Source organism: Variovorax sp. 10L426 (genome assembly GCF_056395305.1).
In genome coordinates this window covers 120674-135313 of record NZ_JBFTJF010000009.1, presented here as the reverse complement: position 1 = coordinate 135313, position 14640 = coordinate 120674, and the positions used below count along the sequence as shown (strand labels likewise).

Below are 14640 nucleotides of genomic sequence, written 5' to 3'. Positions count from 1 at the left end.
GTGCCGGTCAGCGTGGCTTCTTCGGCTTGAAGTTCCACCAGGGCAGCAGCGCACTCAGCGATTGCACCTCACCGCTGCTGGCGTTCTCATAGCCGGGCAGCGTGCACAACTGGTGCTGCCATGCCGCCCCGCGCAACACGGTCAGCAGGGCCTGGATGGCCGGCTGGTCGAGCGCCGACTTGAGGCAGGCCAGGTGGTAGCGCTCATGCACCAGCGGGACAAAGCCGAGCCCCGCGCCGCGGGCCGCCGATTCGATGCCGAGCCCCGCGTCTGCCTGGCCCGCCGCGATGGCGTGTGCCACGGCAGTGTGCGACGGTTCGCAGTTGGCATAGCCGTCGATCGATTCGGGCCTGAGTCCATCCCGTGCGAGCAGTTCGTCGAGCAGCACGCGCGTGCCCGTGCCGAGCGGCCGGTTCACATAGCGCACGGGCCGCTCGGTCACGTCGGCGAGGCGGCTCAGTCCCAACGGGTTGCCGGACGCGACGATCAATCCCTGCGCGCGTCGGGCGAAGCCGATGATCTTGTGCAGTCCCGGTTTCAGCAGCGGCTTGTAGGTGCGCTGCGCGAGCGAGCCGATCGGCGGGTGCTCCAGCGTGTGGAAGCCCGCCATCACGCAGCGCCCCTGGTTGAGTGCGCTGATCGCGTCCACGCTCCCGGTAAAGCGGATGTCGAGTTGCAGGCGTGCCTTCGCGGCAGCGTGGCCGCGCAGCATGACGAGCGCGTCGTCATGGCTCGCGTGCAGACTGAGCACGTGCGTGCTCTCGTCGAAAGCGAGCGCGAAGGCGCGTTCGAGATCGGCGTGCAAGGCCTCGATCTGCGGCGCCAGCCGCGCCTGCGCCTGGCGTTCGGCCCACAGCAGCTTGTCGCCGAACTCGGACAGTTGCGCCGAACGACCCTGGTCGCCAGTCACCAGCGGATGGTCGAGCAATTGCTCCCAGCGTTTCAGTTCGCCCCACACGTGCCGGTATGACAAGCCCAGCGCGCGCGCAGCCGCCGAGATCGAACCCTGCTCGCGCACCGCATGGAGAAGCTCCATGAGCGGGTTGCGGATCAGGGCGCGGCCGCTTCGGCGCGGTGCGATGGCATAGGAGATTTCGATCTGGTGCAAGGGGATGATGGGCTTGAGCGGCAAGTGCGCGAAGGATTATGCAAATGCGGTCCTGAACCTATGCAATGAATTGCATAAGTTGATCGGGGCTGCTTGGGACATACTGCCCCGCGTTTCAGTTTCGCGCCATGCATGAACACTTTCACCGATAGCGTCGCCGCAGCAGGACATCTCGTCGTTTCGGGGGATCCTGTGTTGCTGGCCATCGTCGGACGGTCGCTGGCGGTCAGCGCCTTGGCCTGCTTGCTGGCCTGCGCCCTCGGGCTGGTCCTGGGCGCGTGGCTGGCGGTCACGCGCTTTCCGGGGCGGGGGCTCTTGCTCACGTTGCTCAACACATTGCTGGCGCTGCCTTCGGTGGTGGTGGGGCTCGTGATCTACCTGCTGCTGTCCCGATCGGGGCCACTGGGCTTCCTGGGCTGGCTCTTCAGCTTCAAGGCGATGGTGCTCGCGCAGACGATCCTCGTCCTGCCGGTCGTGACGGCCCTGACGCGCCAGGCCATCGAGGATGCCGACCGAGCGCACGGCGAGCAACTGCGCTCTTTGGGCGCGGGCCCTTTCGCACGGGCGCTCCTGCTCGTGGGGGACGAGCGCTATGCCCTGGTGACGGTGGTCATCGCAGCCTTCGGCCGCGCCGTCTCGGAAGTCGGCGCCGTGATGATCGTCGGCGGCAACATCGACGGCTTCACGCGCGTGATGACCACTGCGATCGCGCTGGAAACAAGCAAGGGCGACCTGCCGCTCGCGTTGGCGCTCGGCTTCGTCCTGCTGGGGGTGGTGCTGGTGCTCAACCTTGCCATTGCTGCGCTGCGCGGTTGGCGAGAGCGCGTGGACGGCGGCGTGGTCGAGGCGGCAGCGGCCCGCCACCTGGAGGTTGCCTCGTGAACTGGCGCCCGGACGAACCGCTCTTCAGCCTGCACGGCATCGACGTCCGCTTCGGGCGTGTCGAAGCGCTGGTCGGGGCCACGCTGTCGATCCATGCGGGCGAACGCGTCGCGCTGATCGGCGCCAACGGCAGCGGCAAGAGCACCTTGCTGCGCGTGCTGCACGGGCTGGTGCCACATGCGAAAGGCGCCTTCGTCAGCAGAGCGCCGCTGCGCATGCAGGCCATGCTGTTCCAGCGGCCGCACATGCTGCGCGCGAGCGTGCGCAACAACGTGGCGCTGGCACTCTGGCTGCGCGGCGCGCCATGGCGCAATGCGCAACGCGAGGCCACGGTGGCGCTTCATCGGGTCGGGCTGGCCGATCTCGTCGATCGCAACGCGCGCACGCTGTCGGGCGGGCAGCAGCAGCGCATGGCATTGGCGCGCGCATGGGCGATGAAGCCCGAGGTGCTGCTGCTCGACGAACCGACCGCCAGCCTCGATCCGACCGCCAAGCGCGATGTCGAGGCGCTGATCGCCGATGCGGCCAAGGGCCGCACGCTGGTGTTCGCGAGCCATAACCTCGGCCAGGTCAAGCGGCTCGCAAGCCGTGTCGTTTACCTGGAGCATGGGCGCGTGCTGGCCGATCTGCCCGTCGACGATTTCTTCGGCGGGCCGCTGCCCGATGAAGCCCGCTTGTTTGTCAAAGGAGAGTTGGTATGAAGTTTTTCAATCTGCCCAAGGGTGCCTGCAAGGCCGCGGGAGCGATTGTTCTGGCGGCGACCGCGTGGGTCTCGCACGCGGAGACCATCACCATGGCGTCGACCACGTCGACCGAGCAGTCGGGCCTGTTCTCGCACCTGCTGCCGGCGTTCAAGCAGGCGACCCACATCGACATCAAGGTGGTCGCGGTCGGCACCGGCCAGGCGATCGACATGGCCAAGCGTGGCGATGCCGACGTGCTGTTCGTGCACGACACGGCGGCCGAGGAGAAGTTCGTCGCCGAAGGTTTCGCGGCCAAGCGCTTTCCGGTCATGTACAACGACTTCATCCTCGTGGGCCCGAAGGACGACCCCGCAGGCGTGAAGGGCAAGGACATCGTCGCTGCGCTCAAGAAGATCGCCGCCACCAACGCACCCTTCGTCTCGCGCGGCGACAAGAGCGGCACCGACGCGGCGGAGCGCCGCCTGTGGACGCAGACCGGCATCGCCGAGGCCGGCCAGCCGGTGCCCAACGACAAGAAGGGCACGGGCTACAAGGAATGCGGCTGCGGCATGGGGCCGGCGCTCAACATGGCCGCATCCGCCGGCGCCTATGTGCTGGCCGATCGCGGCACCTGGCTGAGCTTCAAGAACCGCGCGGATCTCTCGGTGCTGGTGGAGGGCGACAAGCGCCTGTTCAATCAGTACGGCGTGATGGTCGTGAGTCCGGCGAAGTTTCCGCAGCTCAACAGCGCGGGCGCCCAGAAATTCGTGGACTGGGTGATCTCGCCGGCCGGACAGTCGACCATCGCGGCCTACAAGATCAACGGTGAACAGTTGTTCTTCCCGAATGCTGATTGAGCTCGCCCCAGGTTGTTGCTCGCCCCCAGGTTGCCCGCACTTCGTGTCGGGCGCCCACCCCCTACCGGGGGCAACACCAGCGGCCCGGCGAAGCCGGTTCCGCGGTGTTTCACCAACGGGCCTGGCTTTGCCGGCCGAGAAGCGGTGCTGAGTGCTCACGGCTGCGCGTAGCGCGCCTGTTCGTGGGCAGCCGTGGAACCGGCTCCGCCGGGCCATGGGCTGCGCCCCCGGTAGGGGGTGGGCGCCCGACACGAAGTGCGGGCAACCTGGGGGCGAGTCACATCGGCAAGTAGAGGCTCTCCTTGACCTCTTCCATCACGACGTAGCTGCGTGATTCGGCGGTCACAGGCAGTTTCTTGAGCAGGCTGCCCAGCAGGTCGCGATAGTCGCTCATGGCGCGCAGCCGTGCCTTGATGAGGTAGTCGAAGCCGCCCGATACCAGGTGGCATTCCATCACCTCGGGCACGAGGAGCAGTTCCTGTCGCACCTTGTCGAACACGTCGCCGGACTTCGACGACAGGGTGACTTCCACGAACACCAGGAGTGTCTTCCCGATGGCTTGGGGATTCACGCGGGCGTAATAGCCGGTGATCACGCCCTCGCGCTCCATGCGGCGGACGCGCTCGGAGCAAGGGGAGGTCGACAGGCCGATCTGCTCGGCCAGATCGGTCATCGAAATGCGGCCCTGACGCTGCAGGATTTCGAGAATTTTCTTGTCCGTACGGTCGAGTTCGATCATTTCACTCCTTCAGGCCCGCTGGATGCCAAATGACAGCGAAAAGCACTGTCAATAGGCCGAATTTCAGCGGAGTTTACGGCACATGAAGGAATACGCTTAGTGCCTGTCCTGCATGGAAGGGGTTTCGCGATGAAAGTGATCGTTCTGGGTGGCGGTGTCATCGGTGTCACAACCGCTTATTACCTGGCGCGCGCCGGCGCCGAGGTGACCCTTGTCGACCGCCAGAGCGGCCCCGCGCAGGAAACCAGCTTTGCCAATGCCGGACAGGTCTCGCCCGGCTATTCCACGCCGTGGGCGGCGCCCGGCATTCCATTCAAGGCGCTGAAATGGATGTTCCAGAAGCACGCGCCGCTGTCGATCCGGCCCGATGGCTCGCTGTTCCAACTGCGCTGGATGGCAGCCATGCTGAAGAACTGCTCGCCCGAACGCTACGCCGTCAACAAGGAACGGATGATGCGCGTGGCCGAGTACAGCCGCGATTGCCTGCGCGAGTTGCGCGCTGCAACCGGCGTGCGCTATGAACATCGCACCCAGGGCACGCTGCAACTGTTTCGCACGCAGGCGCAGCTCGATGCCGTACAGCGCGACGTGGCCGTGCTCGAAGAATGCGGCGTGCCCTATCAATTGCTCGATCGCAGCCAACTCGCAACCGTCGAGCCGGCGCTGGCCCGCACGGGCGATCTCCTGGCGGGTGGCCTTCGTCTGCCGAACGATGAAACCGGTGACTGCAATCTCTTCACCCAAGGACTGGCCGACGTCGCGCGGGGCCTGGGTGTGAATTTCCGCTTCGACCAAGCCGTCGAAGGGCTCATCACCGAAGGTGGACGCATCACCGGCGTGCGCCTGGGAGGGTCCAGGCCCGAGGTCCTGACGGCCGACCGCTACGTGCTCGCCTTCGGCAGCTATTCGCGTGACTTCATCGCACCGCTCGGACTCGACATCCCGGTGTACCCGGTCAAGGGCTATTCGCTGACCGTGCCGCTGGTCGATCCGTCGCTGGCGCCGCAGTCCACCGTGCTCGACGAGACCTACAAGGTCGCGGTCACGCGCTTCGACGATCGCATCCGTGTTGGCGGGATGGCAGAGCTGGGCGGCTTCGATCTGCGGCTGAATCCGCATCGGCGCGAGACGCTGGAGCGCGTGATCACCGATCTCTTTCCTTGCGGCGACCTGCCGCGCGCCACCTTCTGGACCGGCCTCCGGCCGATGACGCCCGACAGCACGCCGATCATCGGCGGCACGCCCTACGGCAACCTGTTCCTCAACACCGGCCACGGCACGCTGGGCTGGACCATGGCCTGCGGCTCCGGCAAGGTCGTGGCCGACCAGGTGATGGGCCGTCGTCCGGACATTCGCACCGACGGGCTGTCGGTCGATCGCTACCTCGCGCCCAACACGCGCGGTGGCCGCATTGCGCAACCTGCCGGCGTGCCCGCCTGACACGGCGCTGTTACCGAAACCAGGTACAAAGAGGCGCATGAGCCTCAGCATTCCCGACATCGTCGGCCTGTTCGAATCCAAGGGCCATGCCCAGTACGACGGCGAGCCGGTGACGCAACTGCAGCATGCCTTGCAGTCCGCCCATCTGGCCGAGCAGGCCGGTTCGGATAGCGCCTTGATCACCGGGGCGCTGCTTCATGACCTGGGGCATCTATTGCACGACTTCGGCGGCACGCCGACCCGGCAGGGGCTGGACGATCTGCATCAGTTTCGTTGCTTGCCTTTTCTTCGCGCGCTTTTCAGTCCGGCAACGCTGGAGCCGATCCGGCTGCACGTGGACGCCAAGCGCTTCCTGTGTGCGAGGGTCGAGGGCTATCACGCGTCGCTCTCAGCCGATTCGCAGCGCAGCCTGGTGCTTCAGGGCGGCATCTTCGATGACGTACAGGCGCAAGCCTTCGAGGCGCTGCCGTATTCAGGCGACGCGGTGCGCCTGCGGCGCTGGGACGACGCTGCCAAGTCCGCGGATGCCGAAGTCCCTCCATTGGCGCATTTCGTCCGCCACATGGAAATCTGCTCGGCCGAACATCGAAGTGCGCGCCTTCGCACATGACCTCCCAGGTCATCGACCGGCTGCGCCGTCGCGGCGACCATTCCTTCACCCCGCGCTGTTGCGGGTGTTGAACACAGAAAGGAATCGCCATGAACACCGCCACTCCCGACGCCCAGCATGTGGCCGAGAACTACATCGCCGTGTGGAATGAAACCGACGAATCGCGCCGGCTGAAGTTGCTCGAGACGCATTGGACTGACGATGCACGCTACATCGATCCGATCGCGCAAGGCAGTGGCCGCGCGCAGATCAGCGCCTTGGTCGACGTGGTGCATCAACACTACCCGGGCTTTCGTTTCGCGCTCAAGGGCCGCGCGGACGGGCACGGCGATCACCTGCGCTTTTCGTGGACGCTCGGGCCGAACGGCGCGGCGGATCTGATCGAAGGCACGGACTTCGTGCAGCTCGAAGCGGGCAAGCTGCAGACGGTCACCGGCTTCCTGGACAAGGTGCCGGCAGCCGCTTGAGCGGCTAGAGACTGGTGCCGGCCGCCGCCTGTTCGAGTTCGCGCCGGATCGCCGCGGCGCTTTCGGGGCGCACCAGGCGGGCGACTTCCTTGCCTTCGCGCACGAAGATCAGCGTGGGCCACAACTTGACGCGGAACGAACGGCCAAGGGGCCGTCCGCTGCCGTCCTCGATCTTGAGATGGCGCGTGGGCGGCGCGCCGGACAAGGCTTCGGAAATAAGGGGCTGCGCCGCCTTGCAGAAGCCGCACCAGTCGGTGCCGAATTCGACCAACGTGAGGCCAGGGAGTGCGTCGACTTCAGCGCGTGAAGGTGCGACGGTCGCGTAGCTTGGGTTCATTCGCATGATTCTGCTTGAGCACCCGTATTTCCGCTGGTGAAGCGGCGCCCGTTCGTGAAACACCGCGGAACCGGCTCCGCCGGGCCGCCGGTGTTGCCCCCTGCAAGGGGGTGGGCGGCTACACGAAGTGAGCCAACCTGGGGGTTAGCTCAACATAGGGGTTAGCTCAACAGCCTTCCGTTGGCGCTGATCACGGCCACATCGACGAATTGGCTGCCTTCGCGGTTGCTTCGGCCGAAGTTGATCTTCACGCCGCCGAGGTCGTAACCCTCGATGTGCTCCAGTCCCGAGATCACCGCAGCGCGCGTCGGCGACGGGCCCGCTCGGCGAAGGCCTTCGGCCAGCACGGCGGCGTCCATGTAGCCCTCGAGGCTCGGCAGCGAAAACTCCTTGGAGCCGTTGGCCAGCATGTCGGCCTGATAGCGGCGGACGATCTCGAACTTGGTCGCAAAGGGAGAGGGCACCACCATCGCGAAACCCAGTCCGTGCGCGAGGTCGCCCATCGCGCCCAAGGAGCCCGCCGTGATCGACAGGCCATAGGCGCTGCTCTTGCCGCCGGCGGCACGCAATGCGCGCACAAAGGCGGGCGCAGTGCCCGCCAGGCCGATGATGACGATTTGCGGCGACGCTTCGGCGATCTGTTTGGCTGCGGGCTCGACTTCCATGCTGGTCGTGCTCGGCGTACTGGCGATCACGGCCGGTTCAATCTTGGCTTTGGCCAAGGCTGACTTGAAACCCGCCAGCAGAGATTGGCCCAGCGGATCGTTCGAATACACAAGGCCGATGCGCGACTGGCCGAGCACGGCCGCCGTGGCGACGAGCTTGTCGATCTCCTGGTCGTAGTTGGCGCGCACCCAGAAGGTGTTCGGCGCCGCTTTCTTGCGCAGCGACACGGTGCCCGTATTGGGACCGACGACTGCCATGCCGGGAACGGCGTCGCTCACCTCCGCCGTCTGGCGCGTGCCCAGCGGATGCACCATGGCAAGCACCGAACTGTCGGCAGCGAAGGCGAGGGCGTTGGCCTTGGCGTTCTCGGGTTTGAACTGGTCGTCGGCCATGAGCAGTTCGACCTTCGTGCCGTTGATGCCGCCCGCCCGGTTGATCCCGTTGAAATAAGCGCTCGAGCCGAGGAACAGCCCCGTGCCGTTGGCCTTTTCGACACTGCTGTTGTCGAAAGTCGCGCCGATCCGTATGGCTTTGGCTTGTGCGAGTGCGGGCAGGCCCAGGCTGGCGGCAACCGCGGCGCCGGTCAGGCGGCCAAGGACTTGGCGTCTCGTCGGTTTTCGCGACAAGGAAAAGGTACGGCCCTCGGATGCGCTCATGGTCAACGTCCCAGTCATGCCGCCGGGTTGGCGTGCAATTGTTTTAACAACTGCTGACAATAGCAACTAAATGTAAAGTCGTCACTATCCGGGCGGTCTGAAGACGCGGGAAGACGCGCGGTGTGTGGCAAACGGCACGAACGCCGCCAGTGGCGTGGCGTGCACGCGCCTTCTCGGCTATTCAGCCTGCGCGGCGGCTGCGCGGCAGCTTGCGGTATACGGTCGCGCGACTGATGCCGAGTGCGCGGGCCGCTTCCGCGACATTGCCGCGTGCTTCGTCAACCGCCTTGCGGATCAGCGCCGTTTCCACATCACGCAACCGGGGGCGACTCGACCCCGTGACGGCGTGCACCGTGGTTGCGCCGGTCAACTGTGCCCGGGCCTGCACGCGCAATCCGGACCAGAGCGGCACTTCGAGCATGGCGTCGCCGCGCCGCGCCGCATCGAAAAGCATCTGCGGCGGCAGCGCGAAGAGGTCGTTGCAGTTCATGACCGGGCCGGACGACAGCGGCTGATGCAGCATGTGGCGCGCAGCGGCGTTGGCGCCGGTCACATTGCCGTCGGCATCGATGCACAAGAGGCCCTCGGTGTCGGCGCCCGGCGCGCAACCCGGCCAGCCGATGTGCAGCAGCAACTCGCAGGGCTGGCGCTGCAGCAGCGCGTTCTCGATGCTGCGCGCGGAAAGCGCCGCCAGATGCCGGAGTTCGGGGCGCTCGACCACCTGGACGCCGGTCAGGTCCAGCATGCCGATGCATTCGCCCTGGGGTCCGAACAGCGGCGCCCCCGCGCAGGTGTAGATGCTGGTGTCTTCGAAGAAGTGTTCGCCGCGATGCAGCCAGACAGTCTCGCGTTCCGCCAGCGCGGCGCCGATCGCCGTGGTGCCGACTGCGCGTTCCGACAGGTCGACGCCGACGCGCGCGATGTTGCGGACATGGAGGGCTGCTGCGTCACTGCCGCCGGGCAGGTTGCCGACGTCGACCACGATGCCGTCGGCATCGGTGAGGATCGCGAAGTAGCGCGTGTCCGCGATGGCGCGCGACAGGCGGTCCAGCACGGGCCGCGCCGCGGCAACCAGCGCGCGGTTGCGCTCGGCCACGTGCCGCGCGCTGGGCGCCGAGACCGGGTCGAAACTGACGCGCTCCCGGGGTTGGTGTCCGGCGTCCAGGCAGCGTTGCCACGAACGCGCCAGCCACGGCTCGATGCGTGCGGGTTGCTGATCGGAAACGGGCTCGCCATCGATCCACTCGCGTCGCGCCTGGGCGATGGAAAGGGAACGCTCTGGCGCGGGCGAAGCGGCTTGGACGGTCATCGTGTGGGTCGGGCCTGAATCGGCTCTTGTTCGGGCTTCGCCAAAGGGCGAGCTGTTTCATTTTGAGAATTTCAAGGAGAACCTGCAAGCGCCTAGGGTTTTGCCTAGGGTGACGGTCATGTCGGGCGTCCAAGATTCGATGGCCGAAAACAGCCATCACCTTCCAACGGAGACAGCCAAATGCAGGTTCCATTCACGGTCAACGGCCGCGAGGTCACGGTCGACGCACCCCCCAATACCTTCCTCGTCCAGGCGATCCGCGAGCACCTTCATCTGACCGGCACGCACGTCGGTTGCGACACCGCGCAGTGCGGCGCGTGCACGGTCCATGTCAACGGGCGCGCGGTCAAGTCATGCAACGTGCTGGTCGCGCAGGTGGCCGGTGCCGAGATCACGACCATCGAGGGCATCGCCCAACCCGACGGCACGATGCATCCGATGCAGGCAGCCTTCAAGGAATGCCACGGGCTGCAATGCGGCTTCTGTACGCCGGGCATGGTGATGAGCGCCATCGACCTGTGCACGCACCATCCCAAGTCGAGCGAGACGGAGATCCGCGAGCTGCTCGACGGCAATCTCTGCCGTTGCACCGGCTACCAGAACATCGTCAAGGCGGTCCAGATGGGCGGCGAGGCGATGGCCGCCGCGCCCGCCAAAGCAACCGCCACGGCCTGAGGAGAACGACATGGGTGCATCCGACTTCTCCAGCCTGCCGCACATCGGTGAGGCACTGCGGCGCAAGGAAGACTATCGCTTCCTTACCGGCGCGGGCCAATACACCGACGACGTGACGATGGCAAACCAGGCCCACGCCGTGTTCCTGCGTTCGCCGCACGCGCACGCGAAGATCAAGTCCATCGACACCGCGGCGGCGTCGAAGATGCCCGGCGTCGTCGGCATCTTCAGCGGCAAGGACATCGACGGCAAGATGGGCGGCCTGCCCTGCGGCTGGCTCATCAACAACCCCGACGGCACGCCGATGAAGGAGCCGCCGCATCCGATCCTCGCGATCGGCAAGGTGCGCTACGTCGGCGACCACGTCGCGATGGTGGTGGCCGAGACGGTCGAGCAGGCGAAGAACGCCGCCGAGGCCATCGTGGTCGACTACGAGGAGCTGCCCGCGCTCGTCAGCGTGGCAGATGCCGCGAAGAAGCAGAGCGGCGTGACCATTCACGAACAGGCGCCCGACAACCAGTGCTACAAGTGGGCGATCGGCGACAAGGCGGGGGTCGACGCAGCGTTTGCCACCGCGGCGCACGTCACCAAGCTCGACCTCGTCAACAACCGGCTGGTGCCCAATCCCATCGAGCCGCGCGTCGCCATCGGCAGCTACAGCCGCGGGAACGACGAATACACGCTCTACGTCGCCAACCAGAATCCGCACGTCGAGCGGCTGCTGATGACGGCCTTCGTGCTCGGCCTGCCCGAGCACAAGGTGCGCGTGATCGCACCCGACGTGGGCGGCGGCTTCGGCTCCAAGATCTATCTCTACGCCGAGGACGTGTGCCTCACCTGGGCCGCGAAGCAGCTCAATCGCAGCATCAAGTGGACCGGCGAGCGATCCGAGTGCTTCCTGTCCGATGCGCACGGCCGCGATCACGTCAGCCACGCAGAGATGGCGATGGATGCGCAAGGCAAGTTCCTCGCCCTGCGCGTGCATACCGATGCCAACCTCGGCGCCTACCTGTCGACCTTCTCGACGGCGGTGCCGACCATCCTCTACGCGACCCTGCTCGCGGGCCAATACACGACGCCTCAGATCTACGTGGAAGTCGATGCGTGGTTCACCAACACCGCGCCGGTCGATGCCTACCGCGGAGCGGGCCGCCCCGAAGCCACGTACCTGCTCGAACGTCTGGTGTCGCGCTGCGCGTGGGAAATGAACCAGGGCCAGGACGAGATTCGCAAACGCAACTTCATCACCACCTTCCCGTACCAGACGCCGGTGGCGCTGCAGTACGACACGGGCGATTTCCATGCCTGCATGGACAAGGCGAAGACGCTGGCCGATGTCGCCGGTTACGCGCAGCGCAAGTCCGCCAGCGAGGCGAAGGGCAAGCTGCGCGGCATCGGCTACTCCAGCTACATCGAGGCCTGCGGCATTGCACCGTCGAACATCGCGGGTGCGCTCGGCGCGCGCGCGGGGCTGTTCGAGTGCGGCGAGATCCGCGTGCATCCCACCGGCAGCGTGACGGTCTTCACCGGTTCGCACAGCCATGGGCAGGGTCATGAGACCACCTTCGCTCAGGTCGTCGCGGCGAGGCTGGGCATCGCCGTCGAGGCGGTCGACGTGGTGCATGGCGATACCGGTCGCGTGCCCTTCGGCATGGGCACCTACGGCTCGCGCTCGATCTCCGTCGGCGGCGCCGCGATCATGAAGGCGCTCGACAAGATCGAGACCAAGGCCAAGAAGATCGCGGCCCACCTGATGGAAGCGAGCGATGCCGACATCGAGTTCGCCAACGGCGAGTTCACCGTCAAGGGCACCGACAAGAAGATCCCGTTCGGGCAGGTGGCATTGACGGCCTACGTGCCGCACAACTATCCGCTGGACAAGCTCGAACCGGGCCTGAACGAGACCGCGTTCTACGACCCGACCAACTTCACTTTCCCGGGCGGCACCTACATCTGCGAGGTCGAGATCGACAAGCAGACCGGCGAGGTCAAGATCGACCGCTTCAGCGCTGTCGACGACTTCGGCACCATCATCAATCCGATGATCGTCGAAGGGCAGGTGCTGGGCGGACTGGTGCAGGGCATCGGCCAGGCGCTGATGGAAAACTGCGTCTACGACAACGAAAGCGGCCAGTTGCTCACCGGCAGCTTCATGGACTACGCGATGCCGCGCGCGGACGACTTCCCGATGTTCAAGCTCGACACGGTGAGCACGCCCTGCACGCACAACCCATTGGGCACCAAGGGCTGCGGCGAGGCCGGTGCGATCGGCTCACCACCGGCGGTGATCAACGCCGTGCTCGACGCGCTGGCGCCGCTCGGCGTCAAGGACTTCGACATGCCGGCGTCGCCGCACCGGGTCTGGGAAGCGATGCAGAAGGGAAGCGTGAGCCCCGCGCAGCAGCCCTCGCTGGCCGCCAGTACCCAAGGTCGTCCGGCCCCCTGAACACAGAAGGAAAAACACCATGTACGCCTTCACCCTCGAACGCCCCACCACCCTGGCGGATGCCGTCAAGCTCGCCGCCGCGGGCGCCACGCCGCTGGCCGGCGGGCAGACGCTGCTCGCCTCGATGAAGCTGCGCCTGTCCGCCCCCGAGCAGCTCGCCGACCTCAGCGGCATCAAGGAGCTCACCGGCATCAGCAAGGCGGGCAACGCCTTCGTGATCGGCGCGATGTCGCGTCATCTGGACGTGGCCAACAACGCCGACATCCAGGCCGCCTTCCCGGCGCTGGCGTGGCTGGCGGCGCACATCGGCGACCGACAAGTGCGCGCGATGGGCACCATCGGCGGTTCGGTCGCCAACAACGACCCGGCAGCCTGCTATCCGAGCGCGGTGCTGGCCGCGGGCGCAACTGTTGTCACCACGCAGCGCGAGATCGCCGCGGACGACTTCTTCCAGGGCCTCTTCACCACCGCGTTGACGGACGGCGAACTGATCAAGGCGATCCGCTTCCCGATCCCGAAGCGGGCGGCCTATGAAAAGCTGCGCCAGAAGGCATCGAACTTCCCGCTCGTCGGCGTCTTCGTCGCGCAGTTTGACGACGGCGTGCGCGTGGCCGTCACCGGCGCGGGCAATGGCGTGTTCCGCCACACGGGGCTCGAACAGGCGCTGACGAAGAGCTTCACGCCCGAAGCGGCGGCCGGCGTGAAGATCGACGCGAGCGATCTCAACAGCGATCTGCACGCCTCGGCGGCCTACCGTGCGAACCTCATTGGCGTTCTCACGCAGCGGGCGGTCGCGAAGGCGCTCGGATAAGCTTTCGCGATGACCGACATCACGCCTGCGACGACCTCACCGTTCCCCACCATCGACGCGGTCGTGCAGGCGCTCCAGGGCGCCGGCTATTACGCGGACCGGCGGCTCGCGACGGCGGTGTTCCTGGCGCTGCGGCTCCAGCGGCCGCTGCTGCTGGAAGGCGAGCCCGGTGTCGGCAAGACCGAGTTGGCCAAGGCCCTGTCGACGGCGCTGCAGCGCGAACTGCTGCGCCTGCAGTGCTACGACGGTCTCGAGCAGCGCGAGGCGCTCTATGAATGGAACTACGCAGCGCAGTTGCTGCACATGCGCGCGGCCGAGGCGCAGGGCATTTCGACCGATGTCGAGTCCGAGGTTTACCAGCCGCGTTACCTGATCCGCCGGCCACTGCTGCAGGCGCTGCAGGCACCGGCACCCGGCGCGGTCCTGCTGGTCGACGAGGTCGATCGTGCGGATGAGCCCTTCGAGGCCTTCCTGCTCGAATACCTTGGCGAATACCAGGTCAGCATTCCCGAACTGGGGACCGTGCGCGCCCTGGTATCACCGGTCACGATCCTGACCAGTAACCGCACGCGCGAGCTCAACGACGCGGTCAAGCGGCGCTGTCTCTATCATTGGCTCGACTATCCCGAGCGGGAACGCGAGCTGGCCATTGTGCGGGCGCAGGTGCCGCAAGCCGGTGCGTTGCTCTCCGAGCAGGTGGCTGCCTTTGTGGCCCGCCTGCGCAGCGCGCCGTTCGCAAGCGCCTTCCAGCGGGGCCCGGGCATCGCCGAAAGCGTGGAATGGGCCAAGGCGCTGGTTGCGCTCGACACCATCGAGCTCGATCCCGAGATCGTGGTCGACACCGCCGGCATCCTCTTCAAGCAGCGCGACGATGTGGCCGCGCTGACGCATGAGCTTGCATCGGATCTTCTCAAGCCCCAGGAGGAGGAGGCACCTTGAGCGACGGCACGGTTC

At 66.4% G+C, this 14640-nt stretch carries 15 protein-coding genes; 10 read left to right on the top strand and 5 right to left on the bottom strand.

The features are described 5' to 3' along the window. Nucleotides 1-7: 7 nt before the first annotated feature. Nucleotides 8-1108 (bottom strand): substrate-binding domain-containing protein, encoded by a 1101-nt coding sequence (locus tag AC1DHL_RS15110; RefSeq protein WP_478162540.1) that lies wholly within the window; start codon nucleotides 1106-1108, stop codon nucleotides 8-10. Nucleotides 1109-1240: 132 nt separating this feature from the next. Here AC1DHL_RS15110 and AC1DHL_RS15105 point away from each other — a divergent pair, with 132 nt between their 5' ends. From AC1DHL_RS15105 to AC1DHL_RS15095, 3 genes are read left to right on the top strand one after another with little or no spacing between them, the layout of a single operon-like run. Beyond that, a complete protein-coding gene (locus AC1DHL_RS15105) occupies nucleotides 1241-1990 on the top strand; it encodes an ABC transporter permease (RefSeq protein ID WP_478099406.1) in 750 nt (249 codons plus the stop codon). Then, nucleotides 1987-2691: an ABC transporter ATP-binding protein gene (locus AC1DHL_RS15100; RefSeq protein ID WP_478162458.1), complete on the top strand. Its 705-nt coding sequence runs from the start codon at nucleotides 1987-1989 to the stop codon at nucleotides 2689-2691. Before AC1DHL_RS15105 ends, AC1DHL_RS15100 begins: the two co-directional genes overlap by 4 nt. Continuing rightward, nucleotides 2688-3530 (top strand): ABC transporter substrate-binding protein, encoded by an 843-nt coding sequence (locus AC1DHL_RS15095; RefSeq protein ID WP_478099402.1) that lies wholly within the window; start codon nucleotides 2688-2690, stop codon nucleotides 3528-3530. The genes AC1DHL_RS15100 and AC1DHL_RS15095 overlap by 4 nt, the downstream gene beginning before the upstream one ends. Nucleotides 3531-3807: 277 nt before the next feature. Here the strand turns inward: AC1DHL_RS15095 and AC1DHL_RS15090 are convergent, their stop codons facing one another. Next, complete coding sequence (locus AC1DHL_RS15090) at nucleotides 3808-4269, bottom strand: winged helix-turn-helix transcriptional regulator (RefSeq protein WP_478162457.1); 462 nt, start codon at nucleotides 4267-4269, stop codon at nucleotides 3808-3810. A 129-nt stretch (nucleotides 4270-4398) separates the two neighbouring features. On the opposite strand from AC1DHL_RS15090, the gene AC1DHL_RS15085 reads away from it, so the two are divergent. The 3 genes from AC1DHL_RS15085 to AC1DHL_RS15075 all read left to right on the top strand — a co-directional run bounded on the left by AC1DHL_RS15085 (nucleotide 4399) and on the right by AC1DHL_RS15075 (nucleotide 6786). Next, the gene (locus AC1DHL_RS15085) at nucleotides 4399-5709 is read left to right on the top strand and encodes a D-amino acid dehydrogenase (RefSeq protein ID WP_478162456.1); all 1311 of its coding nucleotides are present in this window, start codon (nucleotides 4399-4401) and stop codon (nucleotides 5707-5709) included. Between the two features lie 37 nt (nucleotides 5710-5746). Next, entirely contained in the window at nucleotides 5747-6319 is a 573-nt protein-coding gene (locus tag AC1DHL_RS15080) for a phosphonate degradation HD-domain oxygenase (protein ID WP_478162455.1), read from the top strand. Nucleotides 6320-6408: 89 nt separating this feature from the next. Then, entirely contained in the window at nucleotides 6409-6786 is a 378-nt protein-coding gene (locus AC1DHL_RS15075; protein ID WP_478162454.1) for a nuclear transport factor 2 family protein, read from the top strand. A 4-nt stretch (nucleotides 6787-6790) separates the two neighbouring features. Here AC1DHL_RS15075 and AC1DHL_RS15070 read toward each other — a convergent pair whose 3' ends face one another. The 3 genes from AC1DHL_RS15070 to AC1DHL_RS15060 all read right to left on the bottom strand — a co-directional run bounded on the left by AC1DHL_RS15070 (nucleotide 6791) and on the right by AC1DHL_RS15060 (nucleotide 9754). After that, on the bottom strand, nucleotides 6791-7129 hold the full coding sequence (locus AC1DHL_RS15070) for a thioredoxin family protein (protein ID WP_478162453.1): 339 nt from the start codon (nucleotides 7127-7129) through the stop codon (nucleotides 6791-6793). A 155-nt stretch (nucleotides 7130-7284) separates the two neighbouring features. Then, complete coding sequence (locus tag AC1DHL_RS15065) at nucleotides 7285-8445, bottom strand: ABC transporter substrate-binding protein (RefSeq protein WP_478162452.1); 1161 nt, start codon at nucleotides 8443-8445, stop codon at nucleotides 7285-7287. Nucleotides 8446-8626: 181 nt separating this feature from the next. Beyond that, entirely contained in the window at nucleotides 8627-9754 is a 1128-nt protein-coding gene (locus tag AC1DHL_RS15060; RefSeq protein ID WP_478162451.1) for a helix-turn-helix domain-containing protein, read from the bottom strand. A 180-nt stretch (nucleotides 9755-9934) separates the two neighbouring features. Between AC1DHL_RS15060 and AC1DHL_RS15055 the strand changes: the two genes are divergently transcribed. From AC1DHL_RS15055 to AC1DHL_RS15040, 4 genes are read left to right on the top strand one after another with little or no spacing between them, the layout of a single operon-like run. Beyond that, a complete protein-coding gene (locus AC1DHL_RS15055) occupies nucleotides 9935-10429 on the top strand; it encodes a (2Fe-2S)-binding protein (protein ID WP_286508228.1) in 495 nt (164 codons plus the stop codon). Between the two features lie 10 nt (nucleotides 10430-10439). Beyond that, nucleotides 10440-12875 (top strand): xanthine dehydrogenase family protein molybdopterin-binding subunit, encoded by a 2436-nt coding sequence (locus AC1DHL_RS15050; protein WP_478162450.1) that lies wholly within the window; start codon nucleotides 10440-10442, stop codon nucleotides 12873-12875. A 19-nt stretch (nucleotides 12876-12894) separates the two neighbouring features. Beyond that, the gene (locus AC1DHL_RS15045; RefSeq protein WP_478162449.1) at nucleotides 12895-13686 is read left to right on the top strand and encodes an FAD binding domain-containing protein; all 792 of its coding nucleotides are present in this window, start codon (nucleotides 12895-12897) and stop codon (nucleotides 13684-13686) included. A 9-nt stretch (nucleotides 13687-13695) separates the two neighbouring features. Beyond that, nucleotides 13696-14625 carry an AAA family ATPase gene (locus AC1DHL_RS15040; RefSeq protein ID WP_478162448.1) on the top strand — a complete coding sequence of 310 codons (930 nt, stop codon included), beginning with the start codon at nucleotides 13696-13698 and terminating at the stop codon, nucleotides 14623-14625. The last annotated feature ends 15 nt before the right edge of the window (nucleotides 14626-14640 follow it).

Excerpts from the sequence above, each read along its gene's own strand:
- AC1DHL_RS15105 (WP_478099406.1), top strand. The coding sequence starts at position 1,241 with ATGAACACTTTCACCGATAGCGTCGCCGCAGCAGGACATCTCGTCGTT.
- AC1DHL_RS15095 (WP_478099402.1), top strand. The coding sequence starts at position 2,688 with ATGAAGTTTTTCAATCTGCCCAAGGGTGCCTGCAAGGCCGCGGGAGCG.
- AC1DHL_RS15090 (WP_478162457.1), bottom strand. The coding sequence starts at position 4,269 with ATGATCGAACTCGACCGTACGGACAAGAAAATTCTCGAAATCCTGCAG.
- AC1DHL_RS15085 (WP_478162456.1), top strand. The coding sequence starts at position 4,399 with ATGAAAGTGATCGTTCTGGGTGGCGGTGTCATCGGTGTCACAACCGCT.
- AC1DHL_RS15080 (WP_478162455.1), top strand. The coding sequence starts at position 5,747 with ATGAGCCTCAGCATTCCCGACATCGTCGGCCTGTTCGAATCCAAGGGC.
- AC1DHL_RS15075 (WP_478162454.1), top strand. The coding sequence starts at position 6,409 with ATGAACACCGCCACTCCCGACGCCCAGCATGTGGCCGAGAACTACATC.
- AC1DHL_RS15070 (WP_478162453.1), bottom strand. The coding sequence starts at position 7,129 with ATGCGAATGAACCCAAGCTACGCGACCGTCGCACCTTCACGCGCTGAA.
- AC1DHL_RS15065 (WP_478162452.1), bottom strand. The coding sequence starts at position 8,445 with ATGAGCGCATCCGAGGGCCGTACCTTTTCCTTGTCGCGAAAACCGACG.
- AC1DHL_RS15060 (WP_478162451.1), bottom strand. The coding sequence starts at position 9,754 with ATGACCGTCCAAGCCGCTTCGCCCGCGCCAGAGCGTTCCCTTTCCATC.
- AC1DHL_RS15055 (WP_286508228.1), top strand. The coding sequence starts at position 9,935 with ATGCAGGTTCCATTCACGGTCAACGGCCGCGAGGTCACGGTCGACGCA.
- AC1DHL_RS15050 (WP_478162450.1), top strand. The coding sequence starts at position 10,440 with ATGGGTGCATCCGACTTCTCCAGCCTGCCGCACATCGGTGAGGCACTG.
- AC1DHL_RS15045 (WP_478162449.1), top strand. The coding sequence starts at position 12,895 with ATGTACGCCTTCACCCTCGAACGCCCCACCACCCTGGCGGATGCCGTC.
- AC1DHL_RS15040 (WP_478162448.1), top strand. The coding sequence starts at position 13,696 with ATGACCGACATCACGCCTGCGACGACCTCACCGTTCCCCACCATCGAC.